The following is a 17101-nucleotide window of genomic DNA, read 5'->3' on the forward strand; positions in this document are numbered from 1 at the left end:
GCCGACCCGGTCGGAGGCGCGACCACCACCCACCACGACCACTCCAACCACGACCGGCTGACGACAGCCATGGGAGGCATCATGACGCGAATCGGATTCCTGGGACTCGGCAACATGGGAAGCGCGATGGCCGGGCGGCTCGTCGCCGCCGGCCACGAGGTGGTCGTCTGGAACCGCTCGCCCGAGGCGGCCGCCGCGCTCGTCGCCTCGGGCGCCACGCTCGCCGCCGACCCCGCCGACGCGCTCGCGGCGCCGATCTCATTCTCGATGCTCGCGAACGACGAGGCCGCGGAATCGGTGCTCACCGCCGAGCACCTGCGCGGAGACGAAGGCCGCGTCCACGTGAACATGGCCTCGATCAGCGCAGCGGCGGCCGACCGCCTGCAGGCCGTGCACGAGGAGGTCGGCGTGGACTACGTCGCCGCGCCAGTGCTCGGTCGGCCCACGGTGGCCGAGGCCGGAAAGCTCAACATCATGGCGGCGGGCCCGGCCGAGCTCGTCGACCGCGTCGAACCGCTCCTCGCCGAACTGGGCGTGCGCGTCTGGACGTTCGGCGACGTTCCGCGTCGCGCGAACGTGACCAAGGCCGCCGTCAACTTCATGATCCTGCACGCGCTGCAGGCGCTCGGCGAGTCGATCACGCTCGTCGAAGCGCATGACATCGACGCCTCCGACTTCGTCGAACTGCTCACCAACTCCCTCTTCGGCGGCGTCGTGTACAGCGGCTACGGGCCGATGATCGCCGAGCGACGCTACAGCCCTGCGGGGTTCTCGATGGCCCTCGGCCTCAAGGACCTGGGCCTCGCCGAAGGGCTCGCCGACGAGAAGGGCATCACGCTTCCCACCGCGCCGGTGATCCGCGACCGCTTCGAGCGCGCATTGGCCGACGACGAGCTCAAGGACTACGACTGGTCGGGCGTGGCCGAGGTCACCCGCCGCCAGTGAGGCGCATCACGCCACGGGGGCCCGCAGCGAGACATCCGCTGCCGGCTCCATCGTTCGAGGCGTGTCAGTCCTTCTCGAACATCGACGCGAACCGGTCGAGGGCACTGTCGAGCGCGTCGGCATAGGGCAGCTCGGCCAGCTCGTAGAACGCCGGGCGGCCGGCGGCGACGGCGGCCCCGCCGCGCGCGGCGTTCCCCAGCCAGGTGCGCACGACGTCGTCGATGTCGGATGCCTCGGCGACCACGTTCACGAGTCCGACCTCGCGTGCTCGCTCCGCGGTGAACGGTTCGCCCGACCCGATGTTCTCCATGGCGGCGCGCGCTCCGATGCGCTGGATGAGCGGCACCTGCGCGACCATCGGCCAGACGCCGACGCTCACCTCGAAGGTGCCGACGCGCGCCGTGGGCACGGCGACCGCGAAGTCGCACGCCGCCACGATCGAGGCGCCCGATGCCAGCGCGTCACCGTTGATGGCCGCGACCACGGGCTTCGAGAGCCTCGGGAAGACCTTCAGGAGTTCCACGAGCGAGCCCGCGAACTCCACCGGGTCGCCGCCGGCACGGATCGCCTCGATGTCGAGTCCCCCGCAGAACGTGTCGCCGGCGCCCGTGATGGCGATGCCGGTCACATCAGCGTCGGCATCGGCGCGGCGCAACGCCTCCACGGTGGCCGCCATGCTCTGCGGATTCAGGAGGTTGCGGCCCGCACCCTCGAGCGTGATGTAGGCGATGTCGTCGTGTGTCTCAGCCATCCGCTGTCCTCCCGGGTCGCCCTCGCTCGGCCTCAGCCCTCGCCGCGGCCCCACGTGGTGTTCAGGTGCGACTGGGAGTCGCGCTCGAGCGAGAGCGGGCCGCCGACGGCGTAGTACCGCTGCCCGGCCACGATCAGGTCCTCGGCGGGGAACTTCGTGATCACCTCGCATCCATCGGCGGTGACGACGACCTCCTCCTCGATGCGCGCCGCGCCCCAGCCGTCGGCCGACGGCCAGTACGTCTCGAGGGCGAAGACCATGCCCTCCTGAAGCACCTCGGGATGCTCGAACGACACCAGCCGCGAGAAGATCGGCTTCTCCCAGATCGACAGGCCCACGCCGTGCCCGTACTGCAGGGCGAACGCGGCCTCCTCGTCGGCGAAGCCGAACTCCTCCGCCTTCGGCCACACGGCGCAGATGTCGGCCGTGGTCGCGCCGGGCCGCACCAGCGCGATGGCCCGGTCCATGTACTCGCGTGCCCGGGCGTACGCGTCGCGCTGCGCGGAGCTCGCCGACCCCACGGCGAAGGTGCGGTAGTAGCACGTTCGGTATCCGTTGAACGAGTGCAGGATGTCGAAGAACGCGGGGTCGCCCGGCCGGATCAGCCGGTCGGAGAACACGTGCGGGTGCGGCGAGCACCGCTCCCCTGAGATCGCGTTCACGCCCTCCACGTACTCGGAGCCGAGGTCGTACAGCGTCTTCGCGACGAGGCCCACGGCCTCGTTCTCGCGCACGCCGGGGCGGAGGAACCGGTACAACTCCTCGTACGCGGCGTCTACCATCGATGCCGCCTGCGTGAGCAGCCGGATCTCGTCGCCGGTCTTGATGCGCCGGGCCTCCATGAAGACCTGCTGCCCGTCGACGACCTGGATGCCCTCCTTCTGGAGCGCGAAGAGGATCGGAAGCTCGATGACGTCGACGCCGAGCGGCTGGTCGGCGACCCCGAACTTCTCGAGCTCGCGCTTGACCTTCTTCGCGACCCCTTCGGCGATCTCGGCGTCGGGCGGGAACGCGCCGCGCAGCGTCGAGATGCCCGCCCGTGCTCCGGACTCGAGTCGCGGCCGCTTCGCGCCCTCGTGCGGTGCGTTCGGGTCCGCGTCCATCTCGGCCGACGTGACATCGAGCCACGGGTTGTACAGCTTGTGGTGCTTCGCCGCCGAACCGAAGTCCCACGAGATCGGATCGGTGTTGCGCGTGAGCAGGCTGAAGCGGATCAGCTTGTCCATCGCCCAGGTGCCGATGTGCGTGGCAGTCATGTAGCGGATGTTCGAGAAGTCGAACGCCAGCACCGCGCCCAGGTCGCTTCGCTCCAGCTCCGCCTTCAGTCGGCCGAGTCGATCGTCGCGGAGACGGTCGAAGTCGACGCGCGCCTCCCAATCGACCGCGTTCGTCCCAGTCGTACCCGTGTTCTTCATCGAATCCCCTTGGTCAGGGCCTGGTGGCCGTCGCGTGTGCGATCGATTGTACAGCGGTGATGAACATTCTGTTCGGCCGGTTGGCGCGAATTTCACCACGAAGTGCGGGCGTCTCGCGTGATTCGGAGAAATTCATCCCTGAATGTCCAAGTGACACTGAACACTGGATGTATCCTCGTTCCACGACGATGAACTCTCGGCGACGCCTGCCACTCGAGCACCAACGTCGACCCCACGGCACGAGGAGTGCGCATGACCACAGACATCGGCCTCAGACTCCGCGAGGCCCGGAAGAGCCGCGGCATGAGCCTGCGCAGCGTGGCCCAGTCGCTCGGCGTGTCGGCGAGCCTCGTCTCGCAGGTCGAGACCGGCAAGACGCAGCCGTCGGTCTCGACGCTGTACGCGCTCGTCAACCACCTCGGCATCTCGCTCGACGACGTGATGGGCGTCGCGGTGAAGGAAGCCGCCCCGACGCCTCGAGGCGCGGCGCGTTACCTCAGCGCCGCGTCACGCTCGGCGATCCAACGCGCCGAGGACAACCCCGTGCTCGAGATGGAGAACGGCGTGCGCTGGGAGCGGCTCGCCGTCGGCGAAGAAGGTCCGGTCGACGTGCTCCTCGTCACCTACGAGCCCGGCGGCTCGAGCTCGATCGAGGGCAAGCTCATGCGCCACGCCGGCGTCGAGTACGGGTACCTCATCGAGGGCGAGCTCACCATGCAGCTCGAGTTCGACACACACGTGCTGCGCGCCGGCGACTCGCTCCACTTCGACTCCGTGCGACCGCACCTCTACTCCAACCGGGGCACCGTACCGGCGCGGGGGGTGTGGTTCGTGGTCGGCCGTCGGGAGCACGCCGACACGATGCCCGACCAAGCCGGCACGCGTGCGGTGCACGACGGCTCGCTCGGCTCCGCGGTCGACGTGCTGCGCGCGATGGATCGCCTCTGACGTCGTCAGTTCTCGAGTCCGTCGCTCACCGGCACGTTCTCGGGCACGATGTCGAGTCCTGATCCGTTCGCCACGGTGACGATGAGCGAGGCGAAGTCCTGGTCGACGTTGCCGTTGCCGACCTCCTGCGCCACGAGGTTGCGGGTGACGCTCGCGACGGGCATGACCACCCCGAGTTCGTACGCCGCCTGCAACGCCAGGTCGAAGTCCTTCTGCAGGAGGACGTTCGTGAACGTCGGCGTGAAGTCGAGATTGACGAGTGCCGGCGACTTGTAACGGGAGAACACCGAGCCCATGACCGAGTCGTTGAGGAAGGCGAGGAAATCCGCCCGCGTGACGCCGGCCTTCTCGGCGAGCACCGTGATCTCGGCCATGGACTGGATGACCACGCCGAGGAACACGTTGTGGGCGATCTTGACGATGCGCGCGGCCTCGCCCTCTCCCACGTACGTGACGCCGCGCCCCCAGGTCTGCAACAGCGGCTCGGCGACCTCGAAGACCTCGCGCGGGCCGGATGCCGCGACCGTGAGCATCCCGACGGCGATCACCTTGGGGTTCCCCGAGACCGGGGTGGCGAGGAAGCCCACTCCGCGCGCCTCGGCCTCGGCGCGCACCTTCTCGCTCATCTCGACCGAGACGGTCGACGCATCCGCAATGATGCCGGGCGCAGTGTCGGGGTTGGTCAGCAGCCCGCCGTCGCCGAGCATGACCTCCTCGAGGTCCTTCGGTGCCGACACCATGCTGAACACGATGCCGCGGTCGGCGAGGTCGATGGGGCGATCGACGATCGTCCCGCCGAATTCGCTGAGCGGTTCGGCCTTTGCGCGGGTCCGGTTGTAGACGGCGACGTCATAGCCGGCGTCGAGCAGCCGCTTGGCCAGTTGGAAGCCCATTCGGCCGGCGCCGATCCATCCGACGGTCGGTTTGGTGTCAGTCACGGAAATGCTCCTTCGAGTGTCGAGCGCCCGCCGCTACGCGGTTCGCAATCGTTTGCAGTTGAACGTGCACGAGGCCGAGGCCGGTTGTCCTCCCCGGATCGGACTCAGGATGCCGCGGCGGCTGCCACGACGTGGAATTCGAAGCGCAGGCGCGGGTCGGTCGCGAGCCGGGTCACCTGCACGGTCGTGCTCGTGGGGATGTGACCGCCGAACCACTCGGCCTGGTGCCGGTTGACGACGTCCTGGTCGGCGTCGACGTCGGTGAAGAACCGGATCATGTTCACGACGTCGTGGCGTTCGCAGCCGGCGGCCCTGAGCGCGAGGTCGAGATGGTCGAACGCGTTCCGCACCTGGCCGGCCGCATCCGTGGGCATCGAGTCGAACACCTCGGGCACGTGCGGGTGATCGTGGTAGACCGGCGCGCCCGTCACGCCGCTGATGAAGACGAGGCGCGCGTTGGAGACGGTGCGGATTGCCGGCACGAACGGGCTGACGATCGTGCCGTCGTAGCCCTCGTGGTGGATGATCTCGGCGTTCCCGACTCGCCGGGGCGCGGGGATCTCGGTCATGCTGCCTCCTTCTTCGTGGTGCGGAACGGCTCAGGCGACGGCGCCGGAGTCGTGGGTGATGCGACCGCCCAGCACGGTGAGGTCGCTGAGGATGTCGCGGAGCTCGTCGTCCGAGCAGCTGAATGGATCGAGCGTCGGGACGCACAGGTCGCCGTCATAGCCGGGCAGAAGTCGCCCGCGGGAGTCGGATTCCCCGGTGAACCACGCCGCGTCGCGCGTGAACGCGGCGATCGCGTCCTCACGCGGTATCCGATGACGCTCCGCACGCACGCCCGCGCCGTCGAGCGTCCCGCCGGTGACCAGCCACCAGATGGCCGCCCACGGGGAGAACCAGTTCGCCCTCGTGGCATCCGTACCGCCGGCGATGGGGATCTTCAACTCGCGCAGGTCGCCGATGGGCGGGGCGTTGCGAGTGGCCTCCTCGCCCCATGACTCGACGTAGTCGCCGCCCTTCAGGACCATCCGGCTCTGCACGAGCACACCCGCCCCCAGCCTCGCGATCCGCTCGAGGTTCGCGCGCGACGCCTCGTCGGCGTGCACGATGGAGAAGCCCCGGCCGGCGACGAGACCGGTCTCCTCCTCGACCGCCTCCCACGCGTCGAGGATCCGGGTGAGGGTCTGGTCGAGCACGGCGTGGATGCTCATTCGCCAGCCGCGCGTCGCGCAGAGCCGGACGATGTCGACGAGCTCGGCGTACGACGCATCCGACATCGCGAACGGGTCGAACCCCTCCATGTCGTGACAACCCAGGTGCGGGATCTCGCCGACGCCGACGATGCGCAGCATCCCGTCGCCCATGCCGGGCTGCACGAGCGTCGTGAGCTGATCGATGTCCGCGACCTCGCCACCGCGCGTCCACGCCGAGATGAAGAGCCGCGTGCGAACGTCGAGCTCGCCGCTCCGCCACACGTTCGCGACGGCGTCGTAGTCGCGAGGGGTCATCAGGAGCCCGCCACCGTCGACGACGCCGGTCAGGCCGTGCCGGGCGAAGATCGAGAACATCGAACGCACCCCATCCTCGCCGTCGGCGAGGTCGGGAGTGACCGCGCGTGCGACCGGCAGCGAGAACGCGCCGACCCCGAAGATCCGACCGGTGAGCCGACCCTCGGCGTCGCGTTCCAGCCGTCCGCGGGGCGGGTCGACGGAGGTCTCGTCCCAGCCGCACGCGGCGAGGCCCGCGGAGTTCAGCACGCCGAGGTCGTACGCCTCCTGCACGTAGACCGGATGGTCGGAGGTCACGGCATCGAGCTCCGCGCGCGTTGGGGCCCGCCGCTCTGCGAGCTGCGACGAGTGCCATCCGCCGACGACACTGATCCACTCCCCCGGGCTGCGGCGTGAGGCATCCGCTCGAAGGCGATCGAGCCCCTCGCTGATCGTGAGCACGTCCTCCCAATGCACGGTGCGCGTCCAGGAGACACCGCCGCGCACGGCGTGGATGTGGGAGTCGTTGAGCCCCGGGATCACACGTCGCCCGCCGAGGTCGATCACCCGTTCCGCGAGCTCTGCGTGCCGCGAGAGCTCGGCGTCGGTTCCCACCGCGACGACTCGACCGCCGGCGATCGCGATCGCCTCGACCTCGGCCCGTCCTTCGCCCGGCTGGGCGAACGTCGAGATGCGGCCCCCGCGCAGCACCAGGTCGACCAGCGGGAGCGCCCCCGCCGGAGTCACGTCCGCCGGCATGTCCAGGATTCCCCGTTCATCAGATGCTCAGGTGCCGTTCGAGCGCGACGGGGTCGGCGCGCAAGTCCTCGGAGCTGCCGCTCCAGGCGATGGTGCCCGTGTCGTCGATGACGACGACACGCGTCGCGACGTCGAGGGCGAGATCGACGTTCTGCTCGGCGATGAGAATCGACAGGCCCGACGCACTGAGTTCGGCGAGGCGGTCCTGGATCACGTCGAGGACGCTCGGCGCGAGGCCCTCGCTCGGCTCGTCCATGATGAGGAGCTTCGGATTCGTCATCAGCGCGCGACCGATCGCGAGCATCTGCTGCTCGCCGCCCGAGAGCAGCCGCGCCATCGACTTCGACCGCTCGGCGAGCCGTGGGAAGAAGTCGAAGACCCGCTCCACCGTCCAGGGCTCGCCCGCGGTGGGCGACTTGCGGCGCGGCACCACCGTGAGGTTCTCGGTGGTCGTGAGCGAACCGAACACGCGACGGCCCTGCGGCACCAACGCGATGCCCGCGTGCGAGATCTGGAAGCTGGTGCGGTGCATGAGGTCGACACCGTCGAAGACGATCGACCCCGCCGCCACCGTCGGCGGGCGGAGGCCGCAGATGGCGCGCACGAGCGTCGTCTTGCCCATGCCGTTGCGACCCATGAGGCCGACGCTCTCGCCATCGGCGATGGTGAGGTCGACACCGTGCAGCACTTTCGCCGTGGCGTAGTTGACGTGCAGGTCGGTCACTTCGAGGGTCACTTCTTGCCGCGCCTTCCGAGGTAGATCTCCTTGACCGTCTCGTTCTCACGGACCTCGTCAGGGGTTCCGGTCACCACGTGGCGGCCGTTCTCCAGGCACATGACCCGGTCGGTCAGGCCGAGGGCGAGCGTCATGTCGTGCTCGATCAGGAGGATGGGCAGTGTTCGCGGGATCCCCTCGATCAGGTGCCGGAGGGTCGACCGCTCGACCGCCGAGAGTCCGGCGGCGGGCTCGTCGAGCAGCAGCAGCTTCGGCTCGCCGACCAGTGCCATGGCGATCTCGAGCTGACGCTGCTCGCCGTGCGACAGGTTGGACACCCGGTCGTCGCGGCGGCCGGTGAGGCCGACCGATTCGAGGGCGGCCCGCGCGCGTTCCGACACCTCGTCGGTGGCACGCTGCGGCCACCAGAAGATGCGCGCCTTCGGGCTTCCGCCGCGCGCGGCGATGCGCACGTTGTCGAGCACCGACATGTCGCGGAACAGGTTGGACACCTGGAAGGTACGACCCACGCCCATCCGCGCACGTCGTGCCGTTCCCATGCGCGTCACGTCGCGCCCGAACATCTCGACCGAGCCGGTGGTCGGCGGGAGGTCGCCGGCGATGACCTTGAAGAGCGTGGTCTTGCCCGCGCCGTTCGGGCCGATGACCCCGATCCGCTCTGAGGCGCCGAGTTCGAGGGAGATGTTGTCGACCGCCTGCACACCGCCGAATCGCTTCCCGAGATCGGAGATGACGAGCGCGGGGGCCTCGGCCCCGGACCCCTGCGGGCCCGGAGCCGAAGCCGTCGTCGCGGTGCTCACTCGTTACTCGCCTTGGAAGCTCTGCGAGTACGTGGGCTGGGAGAGGGCCTCCTCGGGGTCCTTGCCGAGCCACTGGTCGACGTTCTCGTAGGTCTCGATCGGCACGTTCAGGTACTTGCCGTCGACTTCCTGCACCTCCCGGATGTACACCGGACCGACGAAGTTGTTGTAGTCGTCGAACGACACCTCGCCGAAGATGCTGTCGTCGAACGTCGTGTCCGCGATCGCGGAGACGAGGTCGGCACCCGTGACGAGGCCATTCTCCTCGAGCACCTTGGCCACCAGGCTCGCCGTCATGTAGCCACCGGCCACGTTGGCCGACGGGATCTTGCCCTCGAAGTTCTCGCCGTACGCCTCCGAGAACTCGCGAACGGTGTCGCTGTCACGGCCTTCGGCCCACCAGCTGACCGAGTTGAATCCCACGATCTCGCTGCCGAGTGCTCGGAGCGTGGCCTGGTCCATGCCGCAGCAGTTCATGAGGAGCGGCTGCGACTGGCCGAGGCCGAGCCCGAGGTAGCTCTTCAGGAAGTCGGGTCCGGGCGCGCCACCCGCGGTGCCCACGAACGCGATATCCGCATTCGCCGACTGGATCTGCGACACGTAGGTCGAGAAGTCAGAGGTGCCGTTGGGGAACCAGTACTGCGCGACGACCTCGCCGCCCTCCTCCTCGAAGCCCTGCTTGAAGCCCGCGCAGGACTCCCAGCCGAAGGCGTAGTCGGGGCAGAGGGTGACCGCGGTCTTGTGGCCCTGCTCGGCAGCCCACTTGCCACCTGGGTAGTTCATCTGCGAGCCCGACATCGAGCCGGTGCGCACCGTGAGGTCGTTGGCCGACCGTTGGGTGAGGTCGTCGGCGGCGGCGACCGGGTGCAGGTTCGGGATGCCGACGCTCGAGGTGTAGGCGGCGGTCGCGAGGGCGGTGTTCGCGAGCAGCGGACCCACCACGATGTCGACCTCGTCGAGCTCCACGAGCTTCTTCGCCTTGGTGAGGGACGTCTCGGGGTTGCCCGCGTCGTCCTCGACGATCGTCTCGACGGTGACGCCGTTGACCTCGTCGCCGTTGAGCTCCCAGTAGAGGTTCCAGCCGTCCACCATCTCCTGGCCGGCGATGGCGAAGTTGCCGGTGATGGGCGAGATGTAGCCGACCTTCAGGGTGCCGCCCTGCTCACCACCACCGCCACCACCGCCCTCGTCGTCAGGCGCGGCCCCGGGAGGCGCGCAGGCTGTGAGGACGAGTGCAGCGGCGGCGCCGAGTCCGGCGAGGGCAGACCATCGCCCCCGGGCCCGAGTCTTGGTTGATCTCATGGGAGTTCCTTCCTCGATGCGTGCGATTGCGTTGTTTCTCTTGGTGGAATCGGTTCTTCCGCCCCGCCGAGCGGTGGTGCGGTGTCATCCGGTGGACTCGGATCTCGTCGCTGCATGCGGCGGACCAGCTTGGCCGCACTGCCCATGATCCCGTCGCGTGCGAAGAGGATCACGAGGATGAAGATGAGGCCGAGGATGGTGGGCCAGCGCTCGATGGAGTTCGAGAGCACGTTCTCGACGAGCACCACGATCGCGGCCCCGATGAGAGGCCCGAACACGGTGCCGACGCCGCCGAGGATGACCATCACGATGAGCAGCACCGACCGGTGCACGCCGGCCGCCGACGGGCTGACGAAGTGGGTGTGCCAGACGGCGAGGAGCCCGGCGAACCCGGCGAGGGTGCCCGACATCATGAAGGCAGCGAGCTTGTAGGAGGCAACCGAGTAGCCGAGGCTCCGCATACGGCTCTCACTGTCACGGATGCCGCGGAGGCTCGCGCCGAACGGCGAGCGGCTCACCACCCACAGCAGCAGTGTGGTCAGGATGAATGCGCCCAGGATGAAGTAGTAGAACGTCCAGTACTCGAAGATCCACTCCGGCCGCCGGATGCCGGTGATCCCGTTCTCACCACCCGTGACGGTCGACAGCCGGTAGGCCAGTCCGTAGACGACCATGCCGAGCGCGAGGGTGACCATGAGGAAGTAGATCCCGCTGGTTCGCATGGAGAGCAAACCGTAGACGAAGGAGACGACGAGCGTGACGCCGATGGCGACCACCACCTGCATGCCGGGGTCGAAGCCCTGTTTCGATGCCCAGCCGGCACCGTATGCGGAGGCGGCGGCGATGCCGCCGTGACCGAGCGAGGCCATGCCGCCGTCGCCCACGAGGAAGTTCACCGTGGCGGCCAGCATCCCGGCGATGATGATCGTGGACACGAGCGAGATGACGTACGCGGTCGTTCCGAGGTAGGGAAGGGCGACCCCGACGCCGATCAGGGCGACGATGGCGATCACGCCGACGATGCGGGAGCGGTTCATGCGGTCCTCCCGAAGAGTCCGGTGGGCCGGAGGACCAGCACGAGGGCCATGGGCGCGAAGATCGTGAAGTACGCGAGGTCTGGGATCCAGGCCTTCGCGAACGCGTCGATCAATCCGATGAGCACGCTGCCGACCGCCGCCCCGGGCACGCTGCCGAGTCCGCCGATGATCACGACGACGAGCGCGTAGAGCAGCACGTCGTCCTGGATGCCGGGACGAACGCTGATGATGCCGGCGCCGATGGTTCCCCCGATCGCCGCGAGGGCGGCGCCGACCACGAACATGCCCGTGAACACCCACCTGATGTTCACGCCCATCGCGGAGATGATCTCGCGATCATCGACGCCGGCCCGGACGATCGCGCCGACGCGCGTGCGGGTCTGCACGAGTGCGAGGGCGACGCCGATGACGATGGCGACGCCGATGACGAAGATGCGGTACGTGGGGTAGGTGAGACCGCCGATCGTCATCGAGCCCTGGATCATCGCCGACGACGGCAGCGTGTACGGGTCGCCGCCGAACAGCGCGAGGCAGAGGTCGGCCACCACGAACGAGACGCCCACGGTGAGCAGGACCTCGGGGAGCTCCTGACCGCGCACGAATCGGAGCAGGACGAACTCGACGAGGAATGCGGTGACCGCGACCACGGCCACGCCTGCGAGGATGCCGAGGAGCAGGTTACCGGTGAGCCCTGCCACCACGACGCCGAGGTAGCCGCCCACCATGTAGAAGGCGCCGTGCGCGAGGTTGATGATGCGCATGAGCCCGAACACGAGGGTGAGGCCGCTCGCGAGCAGGAACAGCAGCGCACCGAAGCTGAGTCCGTTGAGCGCTTGCTGCAGCAGGAACAGGGGTTCGAACACCGGGTGCAAACCTTCCACGTCGTCGGGGCGGTTCTGCGATCACTGTCTCGTGATGAGAGTCAAGCAATCGATTGCAGGACCTGTCAAGTCGAACTGTACAGATTTTCAGGGCGGCGTCGTCACGGCTCCTCCTCCAGACGTCCTTCGAGGTACTCCCAGTCGCGCCTGAACCGATATGCGTGACGCGGGGGCATCTGCGGCGCCTGGGTCTCGAGCCAGCGCACCTCCGCTCCCGTCGCCGAGAAGGAGTGCACGCACCCGACGCCGGCCCAGGCGATGTCACCCGGACGCAGGAGGAACTCCTGGCCGTCGAACGTCGCATGCACCTCGCCGTCGAGGATCAGGTACGCCTCCTCGAGCGGGTGGTCATGCGGTCCGGCGGCGCCGTCGGGCGCGTACTGCACCATGAACATCGTGCCGAGCGTCGCGCCGAGGTCGGAGTCGACCATCATCTTCAGTGAGATGCCGGTGTAGACGAGCAGCGCCGTGCGCATGCTGCCCGAGACGGCGAGGAGCTCCTGCGACTGCTTGCGAGGGTCCATGTGTTCGGGCGTGATGTTGCCGAAGGACCGGGTGCGCGGGTCGCGGGCATCGACCGGCACGGGCGGCACACGCGGGAGCTCGGAGACGCGATAGGTGTCGGAGCCGTAGCGCTCGCGTGCCGGCGGCGTGAACAGGTCCGACCATGCCGCCGCCGTCGCGTCGTCGACCGCCCGCCAGGCGTGGGGAACGCCGATGGGGATGACGCCGTAGTCGCCGGCGACGAGTCGCACCGTCGCCTCGGCGGTGGCGAGCACCACCTCGCCCTCGATCACGTTGAAGCTCTCCTCGAATGAGTGCACGTGCGTGGCGGTCGAACCACCGGGCTCGAGGCGCGTGATGCCGAAGTCGGTATGGGCGGCGCCGTCGTCCTCGCCGACCGCGCGCCACCGGGTCATCCCGACCGCGCCGGGTGCAACCGCGCCGGGCAAGCGGTAGTCGGCCTCGCCGCCGCGGCGGACCACGAACCTCGTCATCGATGCCCCTCCCGGGCGCTGCGGTGACGGGTCGCCCCAGCGCGAGAAAACGTTCAGTGCTGCTTCACGAAAGTAAAGTGTCTCTCGATCGCGATGTCAAGGGTGCGTCAGTACTCGTTCGCGATGAAGAGGTCCTGCGCCGGGAACTTCGTGAGGATCTCCGTTCCGTACTCGGTGACGACGACCTCCTCCTCGATCCTCGCCGCCGAGAAGCCGTCGGAGGCCGGGCAGTACGTCTCCATCGCGAAGACCATGCCCGCCTGCAGTTCGACCGGATCCTTCATGGAGTTCAGGCGCGAGATGATCGGGCGCTCGTGCAGGCCCAGTCCGAGCCCGTGCGCGAACTGCAGCCCGAACGCAGCCAGCTCGTTCTCGAAGCCGAAGTCCGTGGCCTTGGGCAGCACCGCCGCGACCTGATCACTGCCGACGCCGGGGCGGATGGCGTCGATCGCCGCATCCATCCACTCCCGCGCCTGCTTGTAGGCGTCCTTCTGGCTTTCGGTCGCCCACCCCACGGAGAAGGTGCGGTAGTAGCAGGTCCGGTACCCGTTGAAGGAGTGGATGATGTCGAAGAAGGCCTGATCCCCCGGCCGGATGATGCGGTCGGTGAAGTTGTGCGGATGCGGGTTGCACCGCTCCCCCGAGATCGCGTTGATCGCCTCCACCTGGTCGCTGCCGTACTCGTAGAGACGCTTGTTCGCGAGTGCGACGATCTCGTTCTCGCGGACACCGGGCTTCAGGGCGTCGACGATGTCCTGGTAGACCCCGTCCACCATGGCGGCCGCCTGGTTCAGGAGGATGATCTCGTCCTGCGACTTGATCACCCGGGCATCCATCATGCGCTGCTGGGCGTCCGCGACGCGCAGCCCCTGGCGTTGCAGCTCGAACAGCAACGGAGGTTCGACGATGTCGAGGCCGAGGGGCGCGTCGGCGAGACCCGCATCGGTGAGCAGCGATTTGATCTCGGTCACCGCGTCGCGCATGAGTCCTGCCCCGTCGGGGTCGACGGCCCCGCGGAAGCCCAGGAAGCCGGCTCGGTAGTTCTCGTCGGGCACCCAGTCGGAGTAGAGCTTGTGATGGCGAACCGCCGAGCCGAAGTCCCAGAGGATCGGGTCGTGGCCGCGCATGAGGAGCGCGTACCGGATCATCTTGTCGCCGAGCGCCCCGCCGATCCACGTCTGGGTCGTGTAGCGGATGTTGTAGAAGTCGAACAGCAGGAAGGCGCCGCAGTCGCTGGCCTCGAGTGCCGCCTTCGCCCGGTCGAGCCGGTAGTTGCGGAGCCGGTCGAAGTCGACGCGGTGCTCGTAGTCGACGGCGTGCTGGCCGGGAGCCGACAACGGACGCACGCCGGCCGGGCGAAGTGAGGGCCGCTCGAAACGGCGGCCGGCCTGATCGTGGGCGTGCTCGTGCTTCGCTGCCATCGGACTTCCTCGTCTCGTCGGGCGTTCGCGGCGCTGGACCGCGGTCGGAACGGGTGCAATCGATTGCACTCGCCGATGCGCCAAGGCTAGGTCGGCCTCGGGCGGCTTGTCAACCGTCGTCAGGAGGGCGCGATCGTCGTCGAGCCGCGCACGACGAGCGTGACCGGAAGGGTCAAGGTCGCCGGCTCCTGATGGCCGGCCTCGATGGCGTCGAGCAGCATCCGCGCCCCCTGCACCCCGATCTCGCGAAGCGGGATCTGCACGGTCGTGAGCGCCGGCCAGAAGTCTGCGGCGAAGGGCATGTCGTTGTAGCCGACGACCGAGACGTCCTCGGGACATCGCAGGCCGTGCGATCGGAGGGACCGGATCGCGCCGAGCGCGACCAGGTCGTTGGCAGCGATGACCGCGGTCGGCCGGGGCGACGCGCGCGTGAGGAGCTCGTCCATCGCCGCGGCGCCCGCATCGGCGGAGAGCGCGCCGGCCTCCAGGACCGAGGCGGCGACATCCGTCATGGATGCCATCACCGCCTCGAACGCCTCCGCTCGTTGCCGGGTGGTGGAGAAGTTGGCCGGCCCGGCAAGATGCGCGATCCGACGATGGCCGAGCTCGTGGAGGTGCTCGACGGCCGCTCGGATCCCCCGCTCGTTGTCGGCCGTGACGACCGGATACGGCGCGGAGCCCGCCCACCGGTTGACCATCACCACGGGGACGCCGTCGCCGAATGCACCGGCGATGACCGGCTGGTCGTCGAGTCGTCCGGTGGCGACGATGAATCCGTCGACCCGGCGCTGCAGCAGCGAATGGAAGGCCGCCTCCTCGACCGCGGCCTGACCGTCGGTATTCGCGAGGAGCGCGGTGTACCCGCGGGGCTGGAGGCACTCCTCGATGCCGCGCATGATCGGGGGGAAGATCGGGTTCGCGACATCCGGGATGATCACTCCGACCGTCATCGAGTGGTTCAGCCGCAGTCCGCGCGCCACGAAGTTCGGCACGTACCCGAGCTCGCGGGCCGCCTCCCGCACCCGCTTCGCGGTCTCGGCGTTCACCTGCGCCTGCGTGTGGGCGTTCAGCGCGCGCGACACGGTGGCCTTGTGCACCCCCGCGTGGCGTGCAACGTCATCGATCGTCACTCGCTTGGGCACGCTTCCCCCGTCCAACCGTCACTCACCGGCCGTGATCGCTTGACAGACTACAATCGATTGCACTTCGCGCAACCCGGATGGTGTCGACTCGACGCAGGACGGCACGTCCGCATTGACATCCGGCGACGCCGCGCGATCCATCGAGCCGAAGGAGACGACCATGGCCATCGCGACCGTCAACCCCGCCACCGGAGAGACGCTTCGAACCTTCGACCCGCACGATGCCGCCGAGGTCGAGCGTCGACTCGCCGAAGCGGATGCCGCCGCACGCACCCTGCGCGGCGTCGGCTACGCCCAGCGCGCCGAATGGATGCGCGCGGCCGCCGCTGTGCTCGAGGCCGAGGTCGAGGAGGTTGCGCGTCTCGTCACCCTCGAGATGGGCAAGCCGATCGCGCAGTCGCGCGCCGAGGTGCTGAAGTGCGCGAAGAACATGCGGTTCTACGCCGACCGCGCCGAGGCGTTCCTCGCCGACGAGCCGCTGGCCGACGCCTCGGCCGTGAGCGCATCGAAGGCGTACACGACGTACCAACCGCTCGGTGTGGTGCTCGCGGTGATGCCGTGGAACTACCCGCTGTGGCAGGTCATCCGGTTCGCGGCCCCGGCCCTCATGGCGGGCAACGCGGGCGTGCTCAAGCACGCGTCGAACGTGCCCCAGGCGGCACTCTACCTCGACACCCTCTTCGAGAAGGGCGGCTTCCCGGCGGGTTCGTTCCGTACGCTGCTCATCGGGTCCGAGGCCGTCGATGCGGTGATCGCCGACCGCCGGGTCAAGGCCGTCACGCTCACGGGCTCCGAGCCGGCCGGACGCGCCGTGGCCGGACGCGCCGGCAGCGAGATCAAGAAGGCCGTGCTCGAGCTGGGCGGCTCAGACCCGTTCATCGTGATGCCGAGCGCCGATCTCGAGGCGGCCGTCGAGACGGCGGTCAAGGCCCGCGTCTCCAACAACGGCCAGTCCTGCATCGCGGGCAAGCGCTTCATCGTGCACGCCGACGTCTACGACGAGTTCGCACAACGCTTCGCCGACCGCATGGCTGGGCTCGTCATGGGCGACCCGTTCGACGAGGCGACCGAGGTGGGCCCGCTCGCCACGCGAAACGGGCGCGACGAGCTCGCGGCGCTCGTCGACGACGCGGCCGCGAAGGGCGCCCGGATCCTGACGGGTGGAACGACGCCCGAGCGCGACGGATGGTTCTACGCGCCGACGGTGGTCGACTCGCTGACCGACGACATGCGCCTCGTCCTGGAAGAGGCATTCGGGCCGGTCGCCTCGCTCTACCGGGTGGCCGACCGCGAGGAGGCCCTGCGCATCGCCAACCAGACCACATTCGGGCTCAGTTCGGCCGTCTGGACGAACGACCCCGACGAGGAGGCGTGGTTCCTGGCGAGGATCGACGCCGGCGCCGTCTTCGTCAACGGGATGACCGTCTCCTACCCCGAGCTGCCCTTCGGCGGCATCAAGGACTCGGGATACGGGCGCGAACTGGCGGCCGCCGGCATCCGGGAGTTCTGCAACCTCAAGACCGTCTGGAAGGCGTAGC

Annotated in this window: 16 protein-coding genes; 3 read left to right on the plus strand and 13 right to left on the minus strand. The window is 68.8% G+C overall.

Features of this window, described 5'->3' with window-relative positions; translation table 11 throughout:
* Positions 1-81 precede the first annotated feature (81 nt).
* Positions 82-945: an NAD(P)-dependent oxidoreductase gene (locus tag AB0K73_RS14810; RefSeq protein WP_360514394.1), complete on the plus strand. Its 864-nt coding sequence runs from the start codon at positions 82-84 to the stop codon at positions 943-945.
* Between the two features lie 64 nt (positions 946-1009).
* Here AB0K73_RS14810 and AB0K73_RS14815 read toward each other — a convergent pair whose 3' ends face one another.
* Positions 1010-1696, minus strand: a complete 687-nt coding sequence (locus AB0K73_RS14815) for an enoyl-CoA hydratase/isomerase family protein (protein WP_360514397.1) — start codon at positions 1694-1696, stop codon at positions 1010-1012.
* Positions 1697-1728: 32 nt separating this feature from the next.
* Positions 1729-3111 (minus strand): Xaa-Pro peptidase family protein, encoded by a 1383-nt coding sequence (locus AB0K73_RS14820; RefSeq protein ID WP_360514400.1) that lies wholly within the window; start codon positions 3109-3111, stop codon positions 1729-1731.
* Positions 3112-3363: 252 nt separating this feature from the next.
* Between AB0K73_RS14820 and AB0K73_RS14825 the strand changes: the two genes are divergently transcribed.
* Positions 3364-4059, plus strand: a complete 696-nt coding sequence (locus tag AB0K73_RS14825) for a helix-turn-helix domain-containing protein (protein ID WP_360514403.1) — start codon at positions 3364-3366, stop codon at positions 4057-4059.
* Between the two features lie 5 nt (positions 4060-4064).
* Here the strand turns inward: AB0K73_RS14825 and AB0K73_RS14830 are convergent, their stop codons facing one another.
* The 11 genes from AB0K73_RS14830 to AB0K73_RS14880 form a co-directional block, all read right to left on the minus strand.
* Positions 4065-4997 (minus strand): NAD(P)-dependent oxidoreductase, encoded by a 933-nt coding sequence (locus AB0K73_RS14830; RefSeq protein WP_360514406.1) that lies wholly within the window; start codon positions 4995-4997, stop codon positions 4065-4067.
* Positions 4998-5101: 104 nt separating this feature from the next.
* The gene (locus AB0K73_RS14835) at positions 5102-5566 is read right to left on the minus strand and encodes a RidA family protein (RefSeq protein WP_360514409.1); all 465 of its coding nucleotides are present in this window, start codon (positions 5564-5566) and stop codon (positions 5102-5104) included.
* 30 nt (positions 5567-5596) lie between these two features.
* Complete coding sequence (locus tag AB0K73_RS14840) at positions 5597-7246, minus strand: amidohydrolase (protein ID WP_360514412.1); 1650 nt, start codon at positions 7244-7246, stop codon at positions 5597-5599.
* 19 nt (positions 7247-7265) lie between these two features.
* Positions 7266-7982, minus strand: coding sequence for an ABC transporter ATP-binding protein (locus tag AB0K73_RS14845; protein ID WP_360514415.1), 717 nt, complete (start codon positions 7980-7982; stop codon positions 7266-7268).
* Positions 7979-8782 carry an ABC transporter ATP-binding protein gene (locus tag AB0K73_RS14850; RefSeq protein ID WP_360514418.1) on the minus strand — a complete coding sequence of 268 codons (804 nt, stop codon included), beginning with the start codon at positions 8780-8782 and terminating at the stop codon, positions 7979-7981. Before AB0K73_RS14850 ends, AB0K73_RS14845 begins: the two co-directional genes overlap by 4 nt.
* 3 nt (positions 8783-8785) lie before the next feature.
* Positions 8786-10084, minus strand: a complete 1299-nt coding sequence (locus AB0K73_RS14855) for an ABC transporter substrate-binding protein (RefSeq protein ID WP_360514421.1) — start codon at positions 10082-10084, stop codon at positions 8786-8788.
* A complete protein-coding gene (locus AB0K73_RS14860; RefSeq protein ID WP_360514424.1) occupies positions 10081-11121 on the minus strand; it encodes a branched-chain amino acid ABC transporter permease in 1041 nt (346 codons plus the stop codon). The genes AB0K73_RS14855 and AB0K73_RS14860 overlap by 4 nt, the downstream gene beginning before the upstream one ends.
* A complete protein-coding gene (locus AB0K73_RS14865; protein ID WP_360514427.1) occupies positions 11118-11984 on the minus strand; it encodes a branched-chain amino acid ABC transporter permease in 867 nt (288 codons plus the stop codon). Before AB0K73_RS14865 ends, AB0K73_RS14860 begins: the two co-directional genes overlap by 4 nt.
* A 119-nt stretch (positions 11985-12103) precedes the next feature.
* The gene (locus tag AB0K73_RS14870) at positions 12104-13000 is read right to left on the minus strand and encodes a cupin domain-containing protein (protein ID WP_360514430.1); all 897 of its coding nucleotides are present in this window, start codon (positions 12998-13000) and stop codon (positions 12104-12106) included.
* 107 nt (positions 13001-13107) lie between these two features.
* Positions 13108-14421 carry a Xaa-Pro peptidase family protein gene (locus tag AB0K73_RS14875; RefSeq protein WP_360514433.1) on the minus strand — a complete coding sequence of 438 codons (1314 nt, stop codon included), beginning with the start codon at positions 14419-14421 and terminating at the stop codon, positions 13108-13110.
* Positions 14422-14540: 119 nt separating this feature from the next.
* On the minus strand, positions 14541-15563 hold the full coding sequence (locus AB0K73_RS14880; RefSeq protein ID WP_360514436.1) for a LacI family DNA-binding transcriptional regulator: 1023 nt from the start codon (positions 15561-15563) through the stop codon (positions 14541-14543).
* A gap of 160 nt (positions 15564-15723) precedes the next feature.
* On the opposite strand from AB0K73_RS14880, the gene AB0K73_RS14885 reads away from it, so the two are divergent.
* On the plus strand, positions 15724-17100 hold the full coding sequence (locus AB0K73_RS14885) for an NADP-dependent succinic semialdehyde dehydrogenase (RefSeq protein ID WP_360514439.1): 1377 nt from the start codon (positions 15724-15726) through the stop codon (positions 17098-17100).
* The last annotated feature ends 1 nt before the right edge of the window (position 17101 follow it).

The organism is Agromyces sp. NPDC052230 (genome assembly GCF_040679595.1).
Lineage (GTDB): Bacteria > Actinomycetota > Actinomycetes > Actinomycetales > Microbacteriaceae > Agromyces.